21 protein-coding genes are annotated in these 22,188 nt (G+C 39.6%); all 21 read right to left on the bottom strand.

Annotated elements, in window-relative coordinates; translation table 11 throughout:
* Positions 1-11: 11 nt before the first annotated feature.
* Positions 12-278, bottom strand: a complete 267-nt coding sequence (locus ACKXGF_RS00400; protein WP_411954419.1) for an RNA-binding S4 domain-containing protein — start codon at positions 276-278, stop codon at positions 12-14.
* Positions 279-287: 9 nt separating this feature from the next.
* Positions 288-1,736: a nucleoside triphosphate pyrophosphohydrolase gene (mazG, locus tag ACKXGF_RS00395; RefSeq protein WP_411954418.1), complete on the bottom strand. Its 1,449-nt coding sequence runs from the start codon at positions 1,734-1,736 to the stop codon at positions 288-290.
* Positions 1,737-1,753: 17 nt separating this feature from the next.
* Positions 1,754-3,322 carry an oligosaccharide flippase family protein gene (locus ACKXGF_RS00390; RefSeq protein ID WP_411954417.1) on the bottom strand — a complete coding sequence of 523 codons (1,569 nt, stop codon included), beginning with the start codon at positions 3,320-3,322 and terminating at the stop codon, positions 1,754-1,756.
* A gap of 76 nt (positions 3,323-3,398) precedes the next feature.
* Complete coding sequence (gene spoVT / locus ACKXGF_RS00385) at positions 3,399-3,932, bottom strand: stage V sporulation protein T (protein WP_411954416.1); 534 nt, start codon at positions 3,930-3,932, stop codon at positions 3,399-3,401.
* Positions 3,933-4,023: 91 nt separating this feature from the next.
* Positions 4,024-7,563 carry a transcription-repair coupling factor gene (gene mfd / locus ACKXGF_RS00380; protein ID WP_411954415.1) on the bottom strand — a complete coding sequence of 1,180 codons (3,540 nt, stop codon included), beginning with the start codon at positions 7,561-7,563 and terminating at the stop codon, positions 4,024-4,026.
* Positions 7,564-7,617: 54 nt separating this feature from the next.
* Positions 7,618-7,845 (bottom strand): anti-sigma-F factor Fin, encoded by a 228-nt coding sequence (locus tag ACKXGF_RS00375; RefSeq protein WP_167262879.1) that lies wholly within the window; start codon positions 7,843-7,845, stop codon positions 7,618-7,620.
* A 75-nt stretch (positions 7,846-7,920) separates the two neighbouring features.
* Positions 7,921-8,481 (bottom strand): aminoacyl-tRNA hydrolase, encoded by a 561-nt coding sequence (pth, locus tag ACKXGF_RS00370; protein WP_411954414.1) that lies wholly within the window; start codon positions 8,479-8,481, stop codon positions 7,921-7,923.
* A 109-nt stretch (positions 8,482-8,590) separates the two neighbouring features.
* A complete protein-coding gene (locus ACKXGF_RS00365) occupies positions 8,591-9,241 on the bottom strand; it encodes a 50S ribosomal protein L25/general stress protein Ctc (protein WP_411954413.1) in 651 nt (216 codons plus the stop codon).
* Between the two features lie 87 nt (positions 9,242-9,328).
* On the bottom strand, positions 9,329-10,282 hold the full coding sequence (locus tag ACKXGF_RS00360) for a ribose-phosphate diphosphokinase (protein ID WP_306974143.1): 954 nt from the start codon (positions 10,280-10,282) through the stop codon (positions 9,329-9,331).
* A 57-nt stretch (positions 10,283-10,339) separates the two neighbouring features.
* Positions 10,340-11,713: a bifunctional UDP-N-acetylglucosamine diphosphorylase/glucosamine-1-phosphate N-acetyltransferase GlmU gene (gene glmU, locus ACKXGF_RS00355; protein WP_411954412.1), complete on the bottom strand. Its 1,374-nt coding sequence runs from the start codon at positions 11,711-11,713 to the stop codon at positions 10,340-10,342.
* Positions 11,714-11,943: 230 nt separating this feature from the next.
* Complete coding sequence (gene spoVG / locus ACKXGF_RS00350; protein ID WP_167262890.1) at positions 11,944-12,231, bottom strand: septation regulator SpoVG; 288 nt, start codon at positions 12,229-12,231, stop codon at positions 11,944-11,946.
* Positions 12,232-12,434: 203 nt separating this feature from the next.
* Entirely contained in the window at positions 12,435-13,250 is an 816-nt protein-coding gene (gene purR, locus ACKXGF_RS00345) for a pur operon repressor (RefSeq protein WP_411954411.1), read from the bottom strand.
* A gap of 65 nt (positions 13,251-13,315) precedes the next feature.
* Complete coding sequence (ispE, locus tag ACKXGF_RS00340; protein ID WP_411954410.1) at positions 13,316-14,164, bottom strand: 4-(cytidine 5'-diphospho)-2-C-methyl-D-erythritol kinase; 849 nt, start codon at positions 14,162-14,164, stop codon at positions 13,316-13,318.
* Between the two features lie 115 nt (positions 14,165-14,279).
* On the bottom strand, positions 14,280-14,438 hold the full coding sequence (locus tag ACKXGF_RS00335) for a small, acid-soluble spore protein, alpha/beta type (RefSeq protein ID WP_411955537.1): 159 nt from the start codon (positions 14,436-14,438) through the stop codon (positions 14,280-14,282).
* A gap of 139 nt (positions 14,439-14,577) precedes the next feature.
* Complete coding sequence (gene veg, locus ACKXGF_RS00330; protein ID WP_411954409.1) at positions 14,578-14,832, bottom strand: biofilm formation stimulator Veg; 255 nt, start codon at positions 14,830-14,832, stop codon at positions 14,578-14,580.
* A gap of 173 nt (positions 14,833-15,005) precedes the next feature.
* On the bottom strand, positions 15,006-15,899 hold the full coding sequence (yabG, locus tag ACKXGF_RS00325) for a sporulation peptidase YabG (RefSeq protein ID WP_411954408.1): 894 nt from the start codon (positions 15,897-15,899) through the stop codon (positions 15,006-15,008).
* Between the two features lie 140 nt (positions 15,900-16,039).
* Positions 16,040-16,915, bottom strand: a complete 876-nt coding sequence (gene rsmA, locus ACKXGF_RS00320; RefSeq protein WP_411954407.1) for a 16S rRNA (adenine(1518)-N(6)/adenine(1519)-N(6))-dimethyltransferase RsmA — start codon at positions 16,913-16,915, stop codon at positions 16,040-16,042.
* Complete coding sequence (gene rnmV, locus ACKXGF_RS00315) at positions 16,912-17,472, bottom strand: ribonuclease M5 (RefSeq protein ID WP_411954406.1); 561 nt, start codon at positions 17,470-17,472, stop codon at positions 16,912-16,914. Before rnmV ends, rsmA begins: the two co-directional genes overlap by 4 nt.
* A gap of 92 nt (positions 17,473-17,564) precedes the next feature.
* The gene (locus ACKXGF_RS00310) at positions 17,565-18,824 is read right to left on the bottom strand and encodes a ubiquitin-like domain-containing protein (protein ID WP_411954405.1); all 1,260 of its coding nucleotides are present in this window, start codon (positions 18,822-18,824) and stop codon (positions 17,565-17,567) included.
* A 207-nt stretch (positions 18,825-19,031) separates the two neighbouring features.
* Positions 19,032-19,796: a TatD family hydrolase gene (locus ACKXGF_RS00305; RefSeq protein ID WP_411954404.1), complete on the bottom strand. Its 765-nt coding sequence runs from the start codon at positions 19,794-19,796 to the stop codon at positions 19,032-19,034.
* A gap of 273 nt (positions 19,797-20,069) precedes the next feature.
* Entirely contained in the window at positions 20,070-22,034 is a 1,965-nt protein-coding gene (gene metG, locus ACKXGF_RS00300) for a methionine--tRNA ligase (RefSeq protein ID WP_411954403.1), read from the bottom strand.
* Between the last annotated feature and the right edge of the window lie 154 nt (positions 22,035-22,188).

The raw sequence follows: 22,188 nt of genomic DNA, 5'->3' as shown, positions 1-22,188 counted from the left end.
TCATGCATCAATTAATCATTTGTTTCAACTTTTTCTTCTTTAATAACTGTGTATAGACGTGTTGTTTGATCCTTTTTCACATGTTCCTGTAAGGATTCTACTTGAATGACTAATTTCTTATGGCCGTACTGAATCATAACTTCATCCCCGACATTTAGGTCAGATGATGCTTTTGCTGGTTGACTATTAACTTCTATACGGCCTTGATTCGCTACATCTTTCGCTACTGTACGTCGTTTAATTAAGCGTGATAGTTTTAAAAATTTATCTAAGCGCATCATGTCACCTCATTGCTGATTTCTTTTAATCTCTTGCCAATACTCCTCAAGCTCTTCTAAAGACAAGTCAGTTAACGCTTGATCACTCTCTTTCACACGTTTTTCAACGCTTTGAAATCGTTGAATAAATTTATAACACGTTCGATTGAGTGCCACTTCTGGATCGATACGATAATAACGCGCTAAGTTCACAAGCGAAAATAAGACATCTCCTAACTCTAATTCCGCTTCATCACTTGTTTCATTCGCCACTGCCTCTTCAAATTCCTTTAATTCTTCATAAACTTTCGCTACAACTGGTTCAGCTTCTTCCCAATCAAACCCTACCTTAGCAACCTTCTTTTGAATCTCTTTTGCTAATAATAGGCGAGGTAGTGACTCATTCACATCGTCTAACACTGATTCTTGTTTCGGACGGCCTTGTTGTTTAATTTCTTCCCAGTTCCGTTTCACATCATCTGCTGAATCTACATTTTCATCACCAAAGACATGAGGGTGGCGTTCGACCATTTTGTCCGTCACATTCTGAATGACGTCATCAACTGTGAAATAACCATGATCTTCACCAATTTGACTATGAAGCATCACTTGGAGGAGAACATCTCCTAACTCCTCAGCTAGATGATCATCATCTTGTTGATCAATCGCTTCGATCACTTCATACGCTTCTTCTATCAAATAAGGGCGTAGTGACTCATGTGTTTGCTTCTGATCCCAAGGACATCCTCCTGGACCTCGTAACCTTGCAATAACCTCACGCAACGCTGTAAACGTGTGGTGTAATTGATCACGAGGTTGAGGCGGCACATAGACCGTGATTAAATTACTCACCGGGAAATTGCGATCTAGCTCATATAATGGGACTGTTCGCTGCCAAGCTTGGTCACTTCCAGCTGCATGAACAATAGTAACGGGATAATCATGAGGTAAGTCTTCCATTAACTCCAACTTCACATCAGAGGCCGTGACAGTATCAAACACTTGGCTAATTAAAAGATGTTGCTCATATTGAATGACATGTCTATCGAGGGCTGTTCCGTCTAATAATTGGAACCCTTCGATCGGATCAACATTGACAGCTGTTAAGAGTGGATCGATGAAACTTTGCCCACCTTCAATCGAAACCGTAATATTATCCTGCTCCGTTTCTAACAATAATTGAACTGTCTTTTCAGCGACCATGGGATGCCCTGGCACTGTATAAATGATATCTTTTTGCTCAGATTGCTTGATTAAATCTTTAGCAATAGTTTCATAGACACTCCCAAATTGGTCATTCGCCTCATAAACTTCATCGTAGCTAGAAAATATGACACCTTCTGCTTGCAGATCATGAATGACTGGATGATCAAGCGTTCGAGTCAAAACGTTTTCTTGTTTTATGAGTTGTCGGTAAATGCCTAATGGTAACTGATCAATCGTACCAGCCCCAAGACCAACAATATGTATATGTCCCATGCTATCCCTACTTTCTATTAATCTTTAAACCATTTCCCGATCTGTGGTAATTGGGCTAATGTTTGCCGCTCATAGATATTGAATAACTTGCTTTGAGTCATCATAAATAAAATAACTACTACTCCAAGTCCACACATCAACACGACAGCAATACTTAATAACCATCGCTGATCTTGCTGTAATAAACCTAACGCTTCTAAACCAAACGAAAACAATGAAACGAGCGCCACCATTAATAAGACAGATACAGTCGCTTTAATCATGAAAGGGAGTAAATTCGTTAATTGCGACTGTTTAATCCACATGATATAACAAAGAATCAGAACCAATAAGCTCGCAATGACAGATGCAAGTGCTCCGCCCATGATGCCATATATAGGTATGAGCCATACATTCAAACTGACTTTAAACACTAACAGCAAGCCAACGCCGATCAGTTGTTGTAAACGGACCTGATAAGCCTGCAACATAACCGATAATGCCATTAAGAGTGACAAGATAAAGACAAGCATGACCAGCCATTGAATCGTACTGGTCCCATCTGAAGACTGATAAAACAAAGGATTTAGCCATGGCATAATCACGACTAATCCGCCTGCAGCACTTAACGATAACAACCACGTCACCTTAAAGGCGAGACGCTCATCTAATTTAGAGATCCGTCCACTCACTTGTTCAAAAGCAGGAACAATCGCAAACGCTAAAGCCGACCCGAACACTAAACCTAGCTGAATTAACGGATTACCTCGGTCAAATACACCTTTAGCTACTTTCGCCTGTTCAAAGGTTAACCCAAATTCCTCTAAACCTCGTACCATCGTCATGACATCTACCAACTGAAGTAATAGATGCAAGATATGAGTCAAACTATAAATAATCATGCCTGTCATGAGCGAGTGCACTAACTTTTTAGAAATCGTTAATGGCAATTCAAATGACAATTGATGACGGAATCGTGATTGTTTAAATAAGATTAGTAATAATGCAAAAGCGACAATCGTTCCTACTATTGTCGCGAGACTTGCCACATACCCTAATGTATATAACGAGGCGGAAGTCTGAACGATTAAAATGGTTGCAATAATGATCCCGATCACACGTATAAATTGTTCTATGATCTGGGACCAAGCCACAGCTGCTGGTTGTCCCATCGTTTGGAACCACCCTCGTAAAAAAGCTGTAAACGGAATCAGTAAAAACAATAAGCTACTCATTCGTACAGCTTCCAACAGAGCAGGGTCACCCATTAACTCGACAATTTCAGGAGCTAATAAAAACAAACCCAGACTGATCACAAAGCCCGTGCCACATAATAAATAAAACACCGCAGACGCGTTATGTAAACGAGCCTGGGCGTTTTGATTGAGCTCATGAGATAAGGTATGAGAGATCGCACTCGGAAAACTATAAATCGATAACATTAATGCTAGCGAGATCAACGGGTAAATTTGTTGATAAATATATAACCCTTCATCACCTGCTAAGTTTTGTAACGGAATGCGATACACCATACCTAATATCTTACCAATAAAACCTGCAATCGTAAGAATAATTGTACCTTTTAACCATTGATCCGCCCGCGACATAATAAACCTCTTTCTGAATTTAATACATCACTATTATAGCATAAAACAGGTTTAAGAACGGACCATCACGGAACAATTACTCCATTTGTCGAGCCAAAAAGTTACTTGCCGTCTCACACACTTTGATTTCAACATCTGCAAGCGTTCCTTCTTCGGCAAACATCACGATACTTCCGACGGGATCACCATTAGATATAATCGGTTGAATGATAAATGACGCAAGTGATTCTTCCTGACCTTGAACTAAGTCAACAGAATACGTCTGTCGCTCAACCACTGAATCCCGATTTTCCATCGCTTTTTCAATCGCTTCTCCAATGGGTTGCTTTAAGTACGATTTCTTCGAAGCACCAGCGACTGCAATGTACTCATCACGATCAGATACCAACACCTTATAACCCGTCGCATCGAAAAGTGCATGAGCGTATTCTTGGGCAAACTCACCCAACTCATTGATCGGTGAATATTTTTTCAAAATCACTTCTCCATCACGATCAACAAAAATCTCGAGTGGATCACCCTCGCGAATACGTAACGTTCGCCTAATTTCTTTAGGGACGACAACTCTTCCTAGGTCATCAATTCGACGCACAATTCCTGTTGCTTTCATACTGTGTAATCCCCACTTTCCCTGATGTCTCTCATCAGTTGATGAGTGTCGTGTTTGGTTCTTAATCGTAGTATGAAGCAGCAGAAGAAAACTATGCATGGTTTGGTTGTTTTTTCACTTGATGCAGTTTCGTTAACAGATCTTCCAACACATCGTAACGTTCTTGTTTTTGTTTACGTCCATAATTAATCATAATCTTAAGCTTATTGCCTTCTGTTCCTAGTTGCACCATACGTCCATATTCATTGGCTAAAACAAATAGCTCAGAGCCGTCGACTGTTAAACTCGCTTCTTCATCCATCATCATTTCAAGGGATTGATTCTTCTCGTGAACTGTTTCGATTCGTTCTTTCTGAGCTAACAAACGAATGCGAGCGACTTGCAGAAGTTCTTCTACTTCCTGCGGGTATGGACCGAAACGATCGAGCAATTCATCTTTCATATCAAAGATTTCCTGCACATCATTAGCAGCGTTAATTCGTTTATACATTTGGATTTTCTGCGTTTCATCATCGATATAATCACTTGGAATATAAGCATCAAGTGACAACGTCATTTCCACTTCGAACGGTTTCGTTTCTTCATATGGCTTACCTTCTTGTTTTGCCTGGATCGCTTCATTCAGCATTTGCGAATACAAATCGAAACCGACTGAGTCAATAAAGCCATGTTGTTCAGTACCTAATAAATTACCAGCGCCACGAATCGATAAATCGCGCATCGCAATTTTGAATCCTGATCCTAATTCTGTGAACTCTTTAATGGCTTCTAAACGTTTTTCAGCCACTTCTGATAGCACTTTATTCTGCTGATGGGTAAAATAAGCATACGCTAATCGGTTCGAACGACCGACACGTCCACGTAATTGATATAACTGACTAAGCCCCATACGGTCAGCGTCATTCACGATTAGGGTGTTTACATTCGGAATATCGACCCCTGTTTCGATAATGGTTGTACTGACTAATACGTCATAATGACCTTCTAAAAAGTCGAAAATAATGTTTTCAAGCTGGCGTTCATTCATTTGACCATGCGCGAAAGCAACACGTGCATCCTCTACTAGTTCATCCACTTCAGCTGCAACACGGTCAATCATATCAACGCGATTAAATAAAAAGAATACTTGACCATCACGTGCCATCTCCCGTTCAATCGCTTCTTTAATAAATGGCGGATTATATTCAACCACGTACGTCTGAATCGGAAAACGATTTTCAGGTGGTGTCTCAATGACTGATAAATCACGCACACCAACCATCGACATATGCAGGGTTCTCGGAATCGGCGTTGCGGTTAGTGTTAACACGTCTAGATTAGCCTTAATCTGCTTAATCTTTTCTTTGTGCTTCACACCAAAGCGTTGTTCTTCATCAATCACGAGCAATCCTAAATCTTTAAATTGAATATCCTTCGATAACAAACGATGCGTTCCAATGACGACATCAACCAACCCTTTTTGAAGATCCGAAAGGGTTTCCTTCTGTAGTTTCGTCGTTTGGAAACGACTGAGTACACGAACATTAATCCCGTATTCTTCAAACCGTTCTTTAAAGGTTTCATAATGTTGCTGTGCTAAAATGGTCGTCGGAACAAGCATCGCGACTTGCTTATTATCAACGATCGCTTTAAAGGCTGCACGAATCGCCACTTCTGTTTTACCATAACCAACATCACCACATAATAAGCGGTCCATTGGGCGTTCTTTCTCCATATCAGCTTTTACTTCTTGGATACAACGCATCTGATCTTCTGTTTCTTCATATGGGAAGGCCGCTTCAAATTCCCTTTGCATCTCGTCGTCTTCTGAAAAGGCAAACCCTTTCGATGATTCACGTTCGGCATATAACTTGATTAAATCATCAGCGATATCTTCAACGGATGATTTAACTCGAGATTTGACCTTCTTCCATTCTGTTCCGCCTAAACGATAGAGCTTGGGTTCTTTGCCTTCTGACCCAACATATTTTTGAACTAAATCAATTTGTTCAACAGGTACAAACAACTTATCGTTTCCAGAGTAACGAATCACCATATAGTCTTTGTGAACATCACTGACTTGCATCGTTTCAATGCCTAAATACTTACCAATACCGTGATTTGTATGAACAACATAATCACCCGTTTCTAATTCTTGATAGCTTTTAATCCGTTCAGCATTAGATAAAGTCTGCTTCTTGCGTTTCTTCGGCATTTTCTTTTTGAACAGTTCTTCTTCCGTTAGCACCGCTAATCGATAACTCGGCATTTCAAAACCTTCACTGATATAACCAGTAATAATAATGGGTTGAGATACAGGTAAAGCTGTCGTATTAGGCGCACGACTTGCCGTCATTTCATAATCGTCTAAGACTCGTTCGACACGCTCAGCTCTTTCTTCATTTGCTGCGATAATGACGACAGAAAAGTCAGCTTCACGCCAACGTTCCATTTCATTTTGAAGCAAATTCATTTGCCCATGGAATTGCTGCATTTGCCGACTAGACATATTAATGACATTTTCCGGCTTTGTATTCGGAATATGACGCAGGAATAACGATAAATAAACCTTCGAAAAGGTCATGCCTTGCCAAACCGTCAACCAATCAAATGAAAGGGTGAGCCCCTGAACGATTGCTTGACGCTGCAGCATATCCGTGTACCAATTCGCTTCTTCGCGGTCGAGTTGATCGGCCGTTTCTGAAATTCGGCTCATTTCATCTAACATTAAAACCGTTTGCTCTGGGAAGTAATCTAGCAAACTATTTTTCTCACCATAAAGAAGTTGAACATATTGTGAGATACCATCAAACATCTCACCTTGTTCTAAACGCTCTATATCATAATTAATATGTTCATGTAATTGTTCCCGCTCTTCATCCGTGCTAAGTTGTCGAGCCGTTTCCTGACGTAACATTTTAAGCTCGGTCGCCGCGTGCTGCATTTGTTCAACTGTCGCAACAAACTCCTCAGCTGGACTGATTTGGATCGTCTGAATCTCTCCTTGTGAGCGTTGTGTTTCCGCATCGAAATAACGAATCGATTCGACCTCATCATCAAACCACTCAACACGAATCGGATAAGCTTCAGTTAATGGATAGACATCGACGATTCCACCACGGCGACTCATTTCTCCAGGTGCATCGACTAAATCAACCATTTTATAGCCTAAATGATGCATGTTTTCGATCATCTGCTCAGGCGGCGCCTCTTCACCCGTTGTTAGCGTCACTTCATAACGGTCGAGCATAGATGCAGGGGGTAAAAGTCGCTTGAACGCCGAAATGGGCACGACTAAGATTCCTCGCCCACGTTGACGCCACAATTTTAAAGCCTCTAACCGTTGCGCTTTTAATTCAGGGGAAGCAGACACGATTTCAGCGGCTAAAAGTTCATTAGCTGGATAAAGATGAACGTCTTGCTCGTCTTCTGATACAGCGGATAGTTCCTCATAAACTTTTTGCGCTTGCTGTAACTGGTGTGTGACATAAACAATCGGACGTTCTAAAGATTCAGCTACAATCCTAGCCAATACTGCGCGTGATGGATTGGTTAAGCCTGAAACTTGTTGTTCGTTCATTCCTTGTTCTAAGCCTTCGATAATTGTTGCGAAATCGTCTTGTAACGACAAATATTCTTTAATGTTTTGCAAAACTTTTCTCCCCCTTACCTCAACAGAAAAAGGCCTTGGTCCTTACCAAAGCAACTAATGGATAAAATAATCTTGTTCGAATAGATTAGGATTTTGCGTTAGAATATCTTCACATTCCTCGCAAACTAACCATAAATGCAAAGCACCATCTGGTGTTGTTTGTAAAAACTCATGGAAATTAGTTTCTTCTCCTGAGTGTTCTAACAACCAATTTTCAAGCATTGAATCACCATCAAATTCTTGCATCACCTTATGACAATGACGACATGATACATGTAACACATCAGAACCTCCCTCATGCAATAAGCTATACTATGTTATAGCTTAACCAACGTGAAGGTTCTATATTCGATTATATTATTGATTGAAGTCATTCATCACTTCTAAAAATGGTTTCTCGCACCATGCTTCACACGCACGTGCAGCCTCTTCAATGGATGGGTTGACTGATTGTTGCTCAGCTTTCGAGAATTTACCTAACACATAATCGACAACTGACTGCTCACCTTCTGGTTTATCAATTCCAAAACGTAGACGGTTAAACTCTTTGGTCCCCAATTGATTAATAATATCCCTTATTCCATTATGGCCACCATGACCACCTTTTTGGCGCAAGCGAATTTTTCCAGTCGGTAAATCAAGGTCATCATAAATAACCAGTACGTCGGACGGTTCTAGATTAAAATAATCAACCGCTTCACGTACTGATTGTCCAGATAAATTCATATACGTTTGGGGTTTTAATAATAAGACTTTTTCACCGCGCCAATTTTCTTGGACATAATGGCCTTTGAATTTATCTTTTTTATATTTCCAACCGTTTTGTTCCACGATGTGATCAATGACTTGGAAACCAATATTGTGACGTGTTTTTTTATATTTTAAACCGGGATTACCCAGACCTACTATACACTTCATGTTCCGAAACTCCTTATTTCTTTCTATGTAAAACGATTAAATGGAAAAAACAGATCGAAGCGCACAACATGAGCTGACTTCGATCTGTTCACTTCAAGTAAATATCAAATTATTTTTCTTCTTCGTTATCTTCGGATTTTTCGTTAATCACTTCAGGCTCAGCGTCTTCTTCAGATGCTCCTTCTTCGCCTACTTCAGGAACATCTTCTTGTTGTGGTGGTAATACAGTCACAATCGTTGTATCTTCATCATCTAGAAGTTCAAAGTTCTTACCAGATTTCAGATCACCTACTGTAACACTGTCACCAATTTCTAATTCATTAGCATCGATTGTGATATCTTCAGGGATATTACGTGGCGTTGCACGTACGTTCAGCATGTGCATTGTTTGCTGCATCACGCCACCTTCTTTTTCACCTTTAGATTCACCTTCGATATTAACAGACACTTCTACGTCTACTTCAGTAGACATATCAACAAGATAGAAGTCGACGTGTGTTAATTCGTTTTTAATGACATCTGTTTGATAATCATAAAGCATTGCTTCTAACGATTTGCCACCTTCAACTTCTAAAGAGAACACCGCATTACGGCCTTCATCTCTAACTTTTTTAAGTAAATCCATACTATCTACTGAAACCGTGATTGGGTCTTTATCCTTGCCGTAAACAACGGCTGGTACTCGACCCGCTGCACGAATCTGTTTTGTTTCAGAACGCGTTGTGTCTTGTCTTTCCTTTGCTTGAATTACTGCTGCCATGTGTATTCAACCTCCGTTTTGTTAAGAAACTTTCTGATATTTACTCTTACCCTCTATTATACCTTTTTAAACGAAAATGTAAAATTATTAATCAAAAAGTGAACTGATCGAACGGTGTTCATGAACGCGTTTGATCGACTCGCCAATTAAATCACCAACAGATAAACGGACAACTTTATCTGTTCCTAGATCATCAGATAATTTAATCGTGTTTGTCACAACACATTCTTTAATGGCTGAATTCTCAATTCGTTCAATTGCTGGGCCAGATAACACAGGGTGTGTACAGCACGCATAGACTTCTTTTGCGCCATTCTCAATCATCGCATTCGCAGCCAATGTAATCGTACCAGCTGTATCAATGATATCATCGACAAGAATAGCGGTTTTACCTTCAATATTACCGACAATATTCATCACTTCAGCTACATTCGGTTGTGGTCGACGCTTATCAATAATCGCAATTGGCGCACCTAAACGATCGGCCATTTGTCGAGCACGGGTTACACCACCATGATCAGGTGAAACAATAACCACATCTTCTAACCCTTTCTCTAAGAAGTAATCGGAAAGGGTTGGTCCTGCGATCAAATGGTCAATAGGAATGTTAAAGAACCCTTGAATTTGCGCGGCATGTAAGTCTACAGAAACAACACGATCTGCACCAGCCGTCTCTAATAAATCTGCGACTAATTTCGATGTAATCGGCTCACGTGAGCGTGCTTTACGATCTTGACGTGCATAGCCATAGTAAGGCATTACAATGTTAACCGTACGAGCTGAAGCGCGTTTTAGCGCATCAATCATAATCAGTAATTCCATGAGATGTTCGTTAACTGGATTGCTCGTCGATTGAACAACAAACACATCACAACCACGTACACTTTCCTCAATATTAATTTGAACCTCACCATCTTTAAATCGTTTGACCGAGGATTTTCCGAGTTCGACACCAACAGAATCAGCTATTTCTTGGGCTAACTCTGGATTTGAAGTAAGGGAAAAAACTTTCAGACTAGAGTCTTGGTATTGATTAGTCATAAAAAAGGAACCTCCACCATCTCGTTTGTTTTATAATTAGACTTGCTTCACCTTATGTTAAGACCGTTTCTTCAAACGATCGACATAACCTTCTTTATTCTCTTGTCTTGAACGAGCAATCGATAACGCTTTTTCTGGCACATCTTTCGTAATCGTAGAACCAGCAGCGACATAAGCACCCTTCTCGATGGATACAGGGGCAACTAAGTTCGAGTTACAGCCAATAAATGCATCATCCCCTATAACCGTTTGATGCTTGGATTGTCCATCATAATTTACTGTTATACTGCCACAACCAACGTTCACATTGTTACCGAGATCGGCATCACCTAAATAAGATAAGTGCGATGCTTTACTGTTTGACCCCATTGTTGTATTCTTCACTTCTACGAAATTACCCACTTTTACATCATCACTCAGTGTGCTTTCTGGGCGAATATGAGCAAATGGACCAATTTGAACTCTCGATCCAATTTGACTATTGGTGACAACACTCTGCTTAATTAGAGTTTCTTCTCCAATTGTAGCATGATTAATGGTCGTATGGGCACCAATAAATGAATGCGATCCAATTTGTGTATCCCCATGAATATGGACACCTGGTTCAAGCGTAACATCTGTTCCAATGGATACGTCAGGTCCAATATATGTCTGATCAGGATCTACTATGGTGACACCTTGGCGCATATGATACTCATTAATCCGTTGTTTCATCAGCTTCTCTGCTTTAGACAACGCCACGCGATCATTGACGCCCACTGTTTCTTCAACTTGTGTCGTCTTATGCGCTGCCACGGTTTCGCCACGTTCGTTCGCTATTTCCAACACATCAGGTAAATAATACTCACCTTGCGCATTATCATTCGATACTTGAGATAGAGCCTCGAATAATAATTCATTATCGAAACAATATGTACCCGTATTAATTTCAGTTACTGCTTTCTCTTCGTCTGATGCATCTTTTTCTTCTACGATTTTTTCAACTTGCCCATTAACTTGACGAATGATTCGACCGTAACCAGTAGCATCGTCCACGTCAGTCGTTAAAACTGTCACTTTAGCTTGTTGTTGTTCATGCTGATCCATTAATTCACGCATCGTATCCGCTGTAAGTAATGGGGTATCTCCACAAACGACAACCGTTGTTCCTTTTTGACCTTCTAAAACTGAACTCGCCATCTGCACGGCATGGCCTGTCCCTAGTTGCTCTTCTTGAACAGCATATTGTGTCTGATCACCTAACTGTTCTTGTACTGATTCAGCTCCATGGCCTACAATCGTCACGATTTGATTCAGCCCTAAATGATTTAACTGATCCACGACATGTTGCACCATAGGCTTCCCACACACGGGGTGAAGCACTTTATATAATTCTGATTTCATTCTTGATCCTTTACCTGCCGCCAAAACAACAGCATTACGATTCGTCATTCTTTTCCCTCCAACAGTCAAACAAAACTTCATTATTAACAGTTTGAAACCATTATAATCATCCATTATGAATATATCTTAAAACAAGCCTACATGCAACTTAACCACTAATTCTGTCGACTAAAATAAAGAGATATTTATAAAAACAAGTTTAAGTTCAGTCCTTTTGGGTTAAAGATAAAAAAAGAGATTCAATCGCACTAACGATTGAACCTCTGTTCATTACTTTTTTAAGAAGCGCCTGCTTCTTCGTATTCCACTTCTTCACCTGCACGACGGTACTCTTCCAAGACAGCATCTTGGATTTTACCACGTGTACCAGAATTAATTGGGTGGGCGATGTCTCTAAACTCTCCGTCTGGCGTACGTTTACTAGGCATCGCTACAAATAGCCCATTATTTCCATCAATTACACGAATATCATGGACGACAAATTCATCGTCTAAAGTAATTGATGCAATAGCACGCATACGACCATCAGTGTTTACACGACGAAGCCTTACGTCTGTTACTTGCATTCTGTCTCACCACCTTTTGGAAATTAAACTGAACCTTTTTCGCACAATATAATTGCACAAAATTTATAGGACTCTAATTTTACTTTTCAACAATGAGACTTAAATTCCTGCTAAAATTTTTATTTTTTTATAATTTTGTGACAAAGATAAAGAAAAATAAGGAGCTAATCTGTGCTAGAACATGATTAACTCCTTATTGAACCTCAGGAATTGAAATAGTTACCTCGCATCACTTTTACATCTTGTGCTTTTTCATTAACATCATGGATTTTTAATAAAGATGTATAGTTCATCACACGCCGTTCTTCATCTTCATCCTCAGCTTCTGCTAGAACACCGATCCCTTTGACATGGGCATCGAACTCAGCCATTAAGCTTTCCATCCCTTTAATCGTACCGCCTGCTTTCATAAAGTCGTCCACTAATATGACATTCGAACCAGGTGTAATATGTCGCTTAGCTAAAGCCATTGACTGAATCTTTCGGGATGAGCCTGATACATAGTTGATACTAATGGTTGAACCTTCAGTCACGATTGGATCACGTCTAATAATGACAACTGGTAAATTAAGTGCTTCGGCCACTGCATAAGCGATTGGAATCCCTTTAGTCGCTACTGTTACAACATAATCAGCTTCTATATCTTGAAAAGCAGATCCAAATATCTTACCAATTCGCCGTACATAATAATTATGACCTAATAAATCACTCATATATAAATATCCACCAGGCAAAATACGAGTCGGATCTTCTAACAACTCAATCAACTCATCGATAAAATTCTGACTCGCTTCTAATGGATAATCAGGAACATATTTAACGCCACCTGAATAGCCAGATACCGTTTCAATTCGTCCTATCCCTAATTGTCTGAACATATCATCAATGATATCTATATCTTCACTAATGGATGATTTTGCTGCTTCATACGTTTTTACAAAGAACGGAAGCGACACGAGTATTCTTGGGTTCTCCTTAAAATAATGCGTCATGGCTGCGATTCGTTGACTTCGTTTCATTTCATCCACCTCAAAAACCGAATAATTAACCCTACTATATCACGAATTGTTTGGCATGACTATATTTAGCGTAGTGCATGAACTGTGTAGACATCATGACAGAACCCTTTTAAACTGTTATAAATTCGATCTGCCTTAGCTTCCTGCTGAACCAGTGCATAAACGGTCGGACCGCTTCCACTCATTAAAACACCAGGTGCGCCAGCTTTTAGCATTCTTTCTTTTATTTGGGCAATGGTTGAATGCATCTCAACTGTAATCGGCTCTAACACATTATTCAACTCAGCACAAACCCTACCAAAATCCTGGTCTTCAAGCGCATGAATCATCGCTGAAGTATCAGGATGCGTCATTTCATTTAAATTGACACGTTTGTATATTTCCTTCGTTGAAACGCCATCAGTTGGTTTAGCAATGACCACATAGCACGGTGGCAGTGGCGTAACAGGTTTTAGTACTTCACCTCTCCCGCGAGCCAATTGTGTGCCACCTTGAACACAAAACGGTACGTCTGAACCAATGCGCTCAGCTAACTGTTCCATGTCTTGATTTGATAAATGTGTTTCAAACAAACGATTTAAACCTCTAATCGTCGCAGCAGCATCACTACTACCACCCGCAAGACCTGCCGCAACAGGGATTTGCTTATCAATTTCAATCCTTACTCCTTGTTTAATCGAGAACTGTTGTTTGAATATATCGGCTGCTTGATACGCTAAATTTTGTTCATTATCTGGCACGAATCGGTTCTCCGAATCAATTTGAATTTGGTCGTTATCTAACTTTTCAAAGCTTAAACGATCAAATAAATCAATGGTTGTCATAATCATTTCGACTTCATGATAACCATCGTCTCGTTTATGTAAGACATCAAGTGTTAAATTTATTTTGGCTGGTGCTTTTTCAAATATCATGATCATCACCTACTGTTTTCATCATCTCTGTGATTGTATCATATACGAACGAGCATCTGTTATCAATGCAAAAGAAAAAGCAGACCTGAAAATCAGGTCTGCTTTCCCCAACGTTTTAACGTTGTTCCTTATCCATCTGTTCTTGTGCCATCTCAACAGCCCGCTTCACCATGTTACCGGCATCTCTTGATTTGATACCGCCCCAACCTTCTTTTTGTACCGTGTCGTAAAACCCCAGCTCTTTTGCGATCTCATCCTTGAAACGATTAGACATGACGCCTTTTCGACCCAATGACCACAACTCCTTCTGTCGTTTAGAACGACACGCTTAGGTTATGTACGATTAGGAATTCGAAACATGGTAAGTGTTGAGGACATTAACAAAAAGAAGAAAAATAAATGATTAGCTTAAATTAAGCTAACTTAGTCATCTCATCTGTAAATGTAATTTTAACTGTTTCAGTTAAAACATCCGCATAGCTGTAAGAAACACGTTCGAAAGCGTGTTCATCTTGATCAAGTTCAACAATAAAAACGGAGGGGTATGTTTCCGCCAGAACGCCGCAACGTTCAATTGTTTTACGACGACCACCGTTTGCTTCTAGCGTTAGACGTTCACCAATTTTAACGTCTAATGCTTGTTTAATCTCACCCAATGTTTTTCCCATTAAACTCCACCTCACTCTATATATACTGTAACACATTTCCTGTTGTTAGTCAAAAGTTTTTAATTATACCAATATAAGCGCTCATATGTCAATAAAAAGTCTCATCTTCTTCTTAATATGACCGAATTCAGCAAATTCATACATTAAAAACTCATTAAAAAAATTAAACACCGCTATGGGCGGTGTTCTTGTGGATGTTCATTTGTTTGGGGTAATCCTTGCATATAGGGTAGACCAATTCGAAATAAGCCTCTTGTTTCAACGCCTCCTATTCCTTTTTCACGCGTGATCGTTTTGTGAAGTACATCATGTAAATCCACCTTATCCATGAATGAGGTGAAGCCTACTTTCGCAGTAACATACACAGGGTCTAGCGCATGGATATTAATTCGTGTAGGCGAACTCGCAAAATTCGCCCCCGCTTTAATTAACGACTCAAAATGAGATTGACATGCGCCTGCAAAAATAACCATCTGATCCAGACTCGGTTGTATACGTCTAGCTTCACGTACAGATTCAACGAAATATTTGCTATTACGGTAAGCTCGAATATCCTGTTCTTCGCCTTTATCTTTAGAATACGCATCATGGCCAGTAATCACGAGGATGTCAGGTTGAATTTTTTGAACAAGCTCTTTCGTTTTTTCTGGCATCTCTGACTCATTCACGTGAATTCCGTGAACTTGTAAGCCCAGCCGTTTATATAACATGATACATTTTTTAAGGAATAAATGATCCCCATCAATGTGTAGGACTTTTGGACATAATTGAAATTGAATAATAGGGTCTTCAGCGACCATAGAAGATGTATAATGACGAAATGACTGTAAATAATAATCTTGACGAAACATACGATAAGACGTTGCTTCACTTTCACGAATCGATTGCTCTAATTGATTACGTTCATTCTCTTCCACTCGTCTTAAATCAGAGGAAGGTGCATCAACCTCTAGTCGGAAGTTTTCCCCGAATAGCACAATTTCATCCTTATGAGAATGTTGCACACGAAATAACAGATCATGATTATAGGAATAACGTGTCACAATATCTCCTTTTTGCCAAGTCATAGCGCTCGCCCTTTCCGCAGATGCCCTTCTCATTACACACTATTACATAAGACGAATAATTGTGCTTGATAATTCCATAAAAAAACACCTAACACCTTTTATTTTTACCAAACAAAAGATGTTAGATGCTTTATATAAGATCAATTATTTTTTACATAATGGCTCATGACATCGCTTAAAGATCCGAACTCTTCAAGCGTTAATGATTCTCCCCTTCTTGTCCCATCAATATTCGATTCTGCAAACACTTGATCAAGTGTCGATGCATCCAATTCTTTAAAAGCACGTTTTAAATTATTACGTAACGTTTTCCGACGTTGACCAAAACTTGCTTGAACAATCTCAAAGTACAACGCCTCATCTTGAACAGTGACATATGGCTGATTTCGAACATTTAATTGCAAAATCGCTGAATCAACATTAGGTTGCGGGACAAAACACGTTTTCGGAACCGTCATAATAACATCAGATTCGGTATAATACTGGACAGCAATGGATAACGACCCATAATCCTTAGAATTAGGCGCTGCAGCCATTCGTGCAGCCACTTCCTTTTGCATCATGACTGTGATCGACTCAATTGGAAGCTGACTCGATAACAACTTCATTAAAATTGGTGTCGTAATATAATACGGTAAATTCGCTACGACTTTGACCTGTTTACCCTCAGGAACATGTTCAGCAATAAATGCGTTTAAATCAACTTCTAAAATGTCTTGATGAGTCACTGTCACTTGTGGATAAGGCGACATGGTATCTTCTAAGACATCGATCAGACGTCCGTCAATTTCAAACGCATAAACATGCTCAGCTTTTTTGGCCAATTGTTCGGTTAATGCTCCAATGCCTGGACCGACTTCGATCACCACTGTTTCATCATCAATACCTGCTTTTGAGACAATCTTTTCTAGAATATTAACATCAATCAAGAAATTTTGCCCTAAACTTTTCTTAAAAGATAATTGATGACGCTCCATAATTTCTTTCGTCCGTGTTATTGTCGCTATCGGTTTCATGATTGCTGTCGCTCCTCTTTCAAGATCTCATCCATAACAGATTCGAATTCATCCACCGTGATTTGAAACATGTTTAATCTTTTTTCTAATTGTTTAGCATTCGCATAGCCAATTTTTAATCGTTCACCTAAACGCTCACGCCGTGGTTTAGCATGCGCCCCACCTACTAAACCATATTCCAATAAATAAGGACGCCACTCTATAGGCTGATAGGATGTCTGACGTAGTTCATAAACAGCTTCCAGCGCTTCGCGAATCGCCTGTTTCGTAGCATGCTCTACCCCTAGTCCATTCGAGCCTTTTGCTTCATCTTTTGGCATGAAAGCATGCTTACATCCTGGTACTTGTTGTTGCACAATCCGTCTAATCCGTTCACCTGGAAAGTCTGGATCCGTAAAAATAATCACACCACGTTTAGCCTGGGCGTGTTTAATTCGCTCTAGAGTTGGTTGGTCAATGGCCGAACCATTTGTTTCAATCGTATCAGCGTCTACCGCTTGTTTTATTTTAGCTGTGTCGTCACGACCTTCTACGACGATGACTTCTTGTATTTTCAAATCAATGCCTCACTTTTATTCATATCTACTTCAACATAAAAAATCCTGCTATACCTTCATAGTATAGCAGGATTCTTCTCAAGGCGAAAATATTAATCAAGTACGCGAACTTGAACAGATCTACGACCCCATTGGAGTGCGTCTGATCTTGAATTTGTTAAAATATCAATCTTATTACCATTAATGGCACCGCCTGTATCAAGCGCAATAGCTGTGAATGAACCAGAAGGTGTTTTTACTTCTACTCTAGAATGTAACGGAATAACACCAGGATCAACAGCAATTATTCTCATACCGTTATGAGTTGTTTTATTATTAACGTTTACGCCTGTTGCTGTATAGCCTGAACAGCCACTACAGTCTGCTGTATATTTCGTTGAAGTGAACGTTTGAAAGCCACCAGATGATTCGGAAACTTGTTGAACATCTGATGATTGTGAACTCGACTCATTTGATGAGCTAGATTGTGCTGTTTGTGTTGGCTGCTTTGTTCCTTTTGCGACCACACGATTTTCACTTTCCTCAACGATTTCCTCTTCAACTAGTTCACGAGAAACCTCTTCGCCGTTCTCTTTGGTAATCTTGTATTCTTCCACTTTTTTACCATCTTGACCTGATTGAACGACTTCACTATCACCTTGCATAATCGAATCATCTTCACGTGTTTCTGTTTCATGAGGAACATCTTTTTCGACTGTTTCATACTCTGTAGAAACGCGAACAATTTCGATTGTACGGTTATCTTTTACTTTTTCAGTAGGATCCACATTGATACGATCATTGTCATCTAATGCAATCCCTTGCTTGTTTAATAGATTTTCTACCGTTTGATTAGGAACATGAGCTGTTTGTATTTCACCACCATCATTAATGGTGACTTCAAGAGCTTTATTGATTGCGATATGCATATTATTGCGAATATCATCTTGAGCCGAAACGGACATTTGATCGTTTTCGGATAGCTCAATTCCTTCATCTTTCAAAAAGTTTTGTACGTTATCTTCTGTTGTATAGTAATGATTTGATTTATTTCCAATTGTAACGACGACTTCATCTGTTTCTTTGTAAGTAAGCTCCATTCCATCTTCTACTGGAGCGTCTAATGACTTAGACAACTCATCATGTTTACCAACCTCTAAGTCTATTTCAGTCAATAAACCTTCAACGGTGTCAGCCGTTGAATGAACAGTTTCTTCCTCACCGTTTATAGAGACTGAAACTTCAGCTTTCATTGCATCGCTGATAAACATGGCAACTGAGAAAAAGGCAATTAACACTGAAAAGAAAATAATAGACATGTGTTTCGACGTGAAGCGACGTCCGCTTCCTTTCGCCTGTTCAAAATTTGCCATAAACTATGCCTCCTTGTACGCAACCGATTATAGGCACCCTATACCAATAAGTCAATTAAAAAAGTCCTATTTACACATTACATTTTGATGACAATCTTTGATATTTGTTTACAAATTGGTCGCTATTTGATACCTAAAACCATCATTAACCAAGCATACTTGATTTATACGTACGTGGGTCATTTTATTTTATGAACGGTTTTTTCATTATATGCGAAATAGATTTTTGGCATTTTTATTTGTTTCTTTTGCTACTTCATCAACTGAGATCTCTTTGAGTTCAGCAATTTTCTCAGCTACGAGTTTGACATAAGCTGGCTCATTACGTTTGCCTCGATTCGGATGCGGAGCTAAAAATGGGCAATCCGTTTCGATTAATAGCTTATCAAGCGGTACCTCTTGGGCTACGATTTTGGGATCTGTCGCATTTTTAAACGTGACAGGCCCCCCTAAAGATATATGAAATCCTAAGTCTAAACATTCTTTTGCGTAAGAGACATCATCATTATAGCAGTGCATAATGCCGCCAGTTTCTCCTGCCTGTTCTTCTTTTAAGATCTCAACAATATCAGCTGTTGCTTCGCGGTTATGAATAATAATTGGCATATTCACGCGTTTAGCTAAAGCGATTTGTTGGCGGAATACGTCTTTTTGTACATCTTTCGGTGACTTGTCCCAGTGATAATCTAAGCCCATTTCTCCAATGGCGACAACTTTTTCATGAGCGCTTAATTCTTCTATCCATTGTAAGTCCTCATCTTGCATATCAATCGCATCAACAGGATGCCATCCTATTGCTGCGTAGATGAAATCATATTGTTCAGCGATTTCGATGGCTATAGGAATAGTTTTACGATCGAAACCGACGACTACCATTTCAGTAACGCCTTCATCTAAAGCTCGTTGAATGACTTCATCACGGTCTTCCATAAATTGATCAGCATTTAAATGCACATGTGTATCAAATAACATGACGTTGCACTCCTTTTCATCTACATGAAAAAGGGACGAATTTCGCCCCTTTTAATTTTGGCTATATTAAAGTCCGTTGTTACTATTGTGATCCGCTCCCGGTGGACGCTTTCCGTGGGCACGGCTCGAGCCTCCTCGGAAGAAAAGCACTTCCTGCGGGGTCTCGAGACTCGTGCTGTTCCCACTGGAGTCGCCACCTTCGCTACTCACAATAAAACAACTCAGTGCTTCATGTTTCGAAAATCAACACTTAACTTTAACAATCCTTATCTTTTAATTAATTTGTGTTCCGTTTGGTAAGGATTGATCGATGGTTGCGAGGCTTAAATGACCATTGTCGTCTTCTCCGGCTAGAATCATACCTTCTGATAATTCACCGCGAAGTTTTGCTGGTTTTAAGTTGCTCACACAAATCACTTTTCGACCGATTAGATCTTGCTCACCATAATGCTCTGCAATACCCGAAACAACTTGACGCTTCTCATAGCCTAAATCAAGTTGTATTTTTAATAATTTATCTGTCTTCGGAACTTGTTCCACGTGAATGACTTCACCAACGCGGAAATCGATCTTAAAGAAATCATCAATAGTGATTTCCTCTGATTGGTCTTCATTTTGCTCATTTTCCGCTTCTTCAGTCGGTTTTGGTGAGTTTTTCGTCATCATATCTACAATCGCCTGAACTTCTTCTTCTGTGTCAAGACGAGGGAAGATTGGTGTACCTTTTTTCACGACTTGTACGTTTTGAACAAGATCATGCTCAGCAATGCTATCCCATGTTTGTAACGCCTCATCTTGAATGCCAAGCTGATCAAAGATATTTTTCGGTGTAGACGTTAAAAATGGTTGAAGCACAATAGCAATCTTGCGAAGAGACTCGACTAAATGAGCCATCACATTACCTAAACGATCGCGTTGTGCCTCATCCTTAGCTAATACCCAAGGTTCATTTTCATCAATGTATTTATTCGTGCGACTGATAAATTGCCATAACGTCGAAAGAGCAACTGAGAATTCCATCTCATCCATTGCTGCTTCAACTTTTTGTTTCGTTTCCGTTGCTGACTTCATTAAGTCTGTATCATAACTTGTTTCGTTTAGATTAATCGCTGGCACATGACCATCAAAATATTTATTAATCATCGCTACCGTACGATTTAATAAGTTACCTAAGTCATTGGCTAAATCATAATTTGAACGCTCCACGAATGCTTCTGGCGTAAAGACACCGTCAGAACCAAACGGAACTTCGCGTAATAAGTAATAACGAAGCGCATCTAAACCATAACGATCAATTAAATCAACTGGATCGACGACGTTGCCTTTTGACTTAGACATTTTACCGTCTTTCATGAGTAACCAACCATGCGCAAACACTTTCTTTGGAAGTGGCAAATCAAGAGCCATAAGCATGATTGGCCAATAAATGGTATGGAAACGAACAATCTCTTTACCAACTAAATGCACATCAGCTGGCCAATATTTTTGATAGCGTTCGTCGTTTTCTGTTCCGTAGCCTAGTGCTGTAATATAGTTGGATAATGCATCAACCCAAACATAGATTACGTGTTTAGGATCACCAGGGACTTTTACACCCCACTCGAAAGTCGTTCTTGATACCGCTAAGTCTTCTAAACCTGGTTCAATAAAGTTACTTAGCATTTCATTTTTACGTGATTCCGGCTGGATAAAGCCTGGATTATCTTCGTAAAACTGCACTAAACGATCAACATATTTACTCATCTTAAAGAAATACGATTCTTCCTTAACTCGTTCAACTGGACGACCGCAATCAGGACAATGACCATCATCTAATTGACGATCAGTGAAGAAAGACTCACAAGGCGTACAATACCAACCTTCATATTCATCTAAATAGATATCGCCTTGTTGGACGAGTTGGTCAAAGATTTTTTCAACAATGACTTTATGACGATCCTCAGTTGTCCGTATGAAGTCATCATGAGAAATATCTAGCTTATCCCATAAGTATTGAATACCACTTACGATGCCATCCACATACTCTTTCGGAGAAGTCCCCTCTTCTTCCGCTTTGCGTTGAATTTTTTGGCCATGCTCGTCAGTACCTGTTAAGTACATGACATCATAGCCTCTTAATCGTTTATACCGAGCCATCGCGTCACCTGCAACCGTTGTATACGCATGGCCAATATGTAAATTGCCACTTGGGTAGTAAATAGGTGTTGTAATATAAAACGTATTCTTCTCCTCAGGCATTAAGAAACCTCCTATATAGCTATTATAAGCTTATTTAAAATTTTAGTTTCAAGATTTATAAAGCTAGCTCTAAATTGTTGAATTGTGAGAAGCGAAGGTGGCGACTCCTGGTCAACTAAGTTCGGTCACGTCCTGTGACCAACGTCGACATTAG

It is taken from the genome of Alkalibacillus sp. S2W (assembly GCF_046764385.1).
GTDB lineage: Bacteria > Bacillota > Bacilli > Bacillales > Alkalibacillaceae > Alkalibacillus > Alkalibacillus almallahensis.
Note: the sequence above shows the minus strand (reverse complement) of the source record. Positions and strands in the feature narration are given on the sequence as shown.

Excerpts from the sequence above, each read along its gene's own strand:
- pth (WP_411954414.1), bottom strand. The coding sequence starts at position 8,481 with ATGAAGTGTATAGTAGGTCTGGGTAATCCCGGTTTAAAATATAAAAAA.
- spoVG (WP_167262890.1), bottom strand. The coding sequence starts at position 12,231 with ATGCAAGTAACAGACGTAAGGCTTCGTCGTGTAAACACTGATGGTCGT.
- rsmA (WP_411954407.1), bottom strand. The coding sequence starts at position 16,915 with ATGAAACCGATAGCGACAATAACACGGACGAAAGAAATTATGGAGCGT.
- ACKXGF_RS00400 (WP_411954419.1), bottom strand. The coding sequence starts at position 278 with ATGCGCTTAGATAAATTTTTAAAACTATCACGCTTAATTAAACGACGT.
- glmU (WP_411954412.1), bottom strand. The coding sequence starts at position 11,713 with ATGACGAATCGTAATGCTGTTGTTTTGGCGGCAGGTAAAGGATCAAGA.
- ACKXGF_RS00365 (WP_411954413.1), bottom strand. The coding sequence starts at position 9,241 with ATGGCAGCAGTAATTCAAGCAAAGGAAAGACAAGACACAACGCGTTCT.
- veg (WP_411954409.1), bottom strand. The coding sequence starts at position 14,832 with ATGGGAAAAACATTGGGTGAGATTAAACAAGCATTAGACGTTAAAATT.
- purR (WP_411954411.1), bottom strand. The coding sequence starts at position 13,250 with ATGAAACGAAGTCAACGAATCGCAGCCATGACGCATTATTTTAAGGAG.
- mazG (WP_411954418.1), bottom strand. The coding sequence starts at position 1,736 with ATGGGACATATACATATTGTTGGTCTTGGGGCTGGTACGATTGATCAG.
- ACKXGF_RS00390 (WP_411954417.1), bottom strand. The coding sequence starts at position 3,322 with ATGTCGCGGGCGGATCAATGGTTAAAAGGTACAATTATTCTTACGATT.
- yabG (WP_411954408.1), bottom strand. The coding sequence starts at position 15,899 with ATGACTTGGCAAAAAGGAGATATTGTGACACGTTATTCCTATAATCAT.
- ACKXGF_RS00305 (WP_411954404.1), bottom strand. The coding sequence starts at position 19,796 with ATGTTATTTGATACACATGTGCATTTAAATGCTGATCAATTTATGGAA.
- ACKXGF_RS00335 (WP_411955537.1), bottom strand. The coding sequence starts at position 14,438 with ATGTCTAATCGTTTCAAGGATGAGATCGCAAAAGAGCTGGGGTTTTAC.
- spoVT (WP_411954416.1), bottom strand. The coding sequence starts at position 3,932 with ATGAAAGCAACAGGAATTGTGCGTCGAATTGATGACCTAGGAAGAGTT.
- ACKXGF_RS00360 (WP_306974143.1), bottom strand. The coding sequence starts at position 10,282 with ATGACTAATCAATACCAAGACTCTAGTCTGAAAGTTTTTTCCCTTACT.
- ACKXGF_RS00310 (WP_411954405.1), bottom strand. The coding sequence starts at position 18,824 with ATGGCAAATTTTGAACAGGCGAAAGGAAGCGGACGTCGCTTCACGTCG.
- metG (WP_411954403.1), bottom strand. The coding sequence starts at position 22,034 with ATGCCTGAGGAGAAGAATACGTTTTATATTACAACACCTATTTACTAC.
- ispE (WP_411954410.1), bottom strand. The coding sequence starts at position 14,164 with ATGATATTTGAAAAAGCACCAGCCAAAATAAATTTAACACTTGATGTC.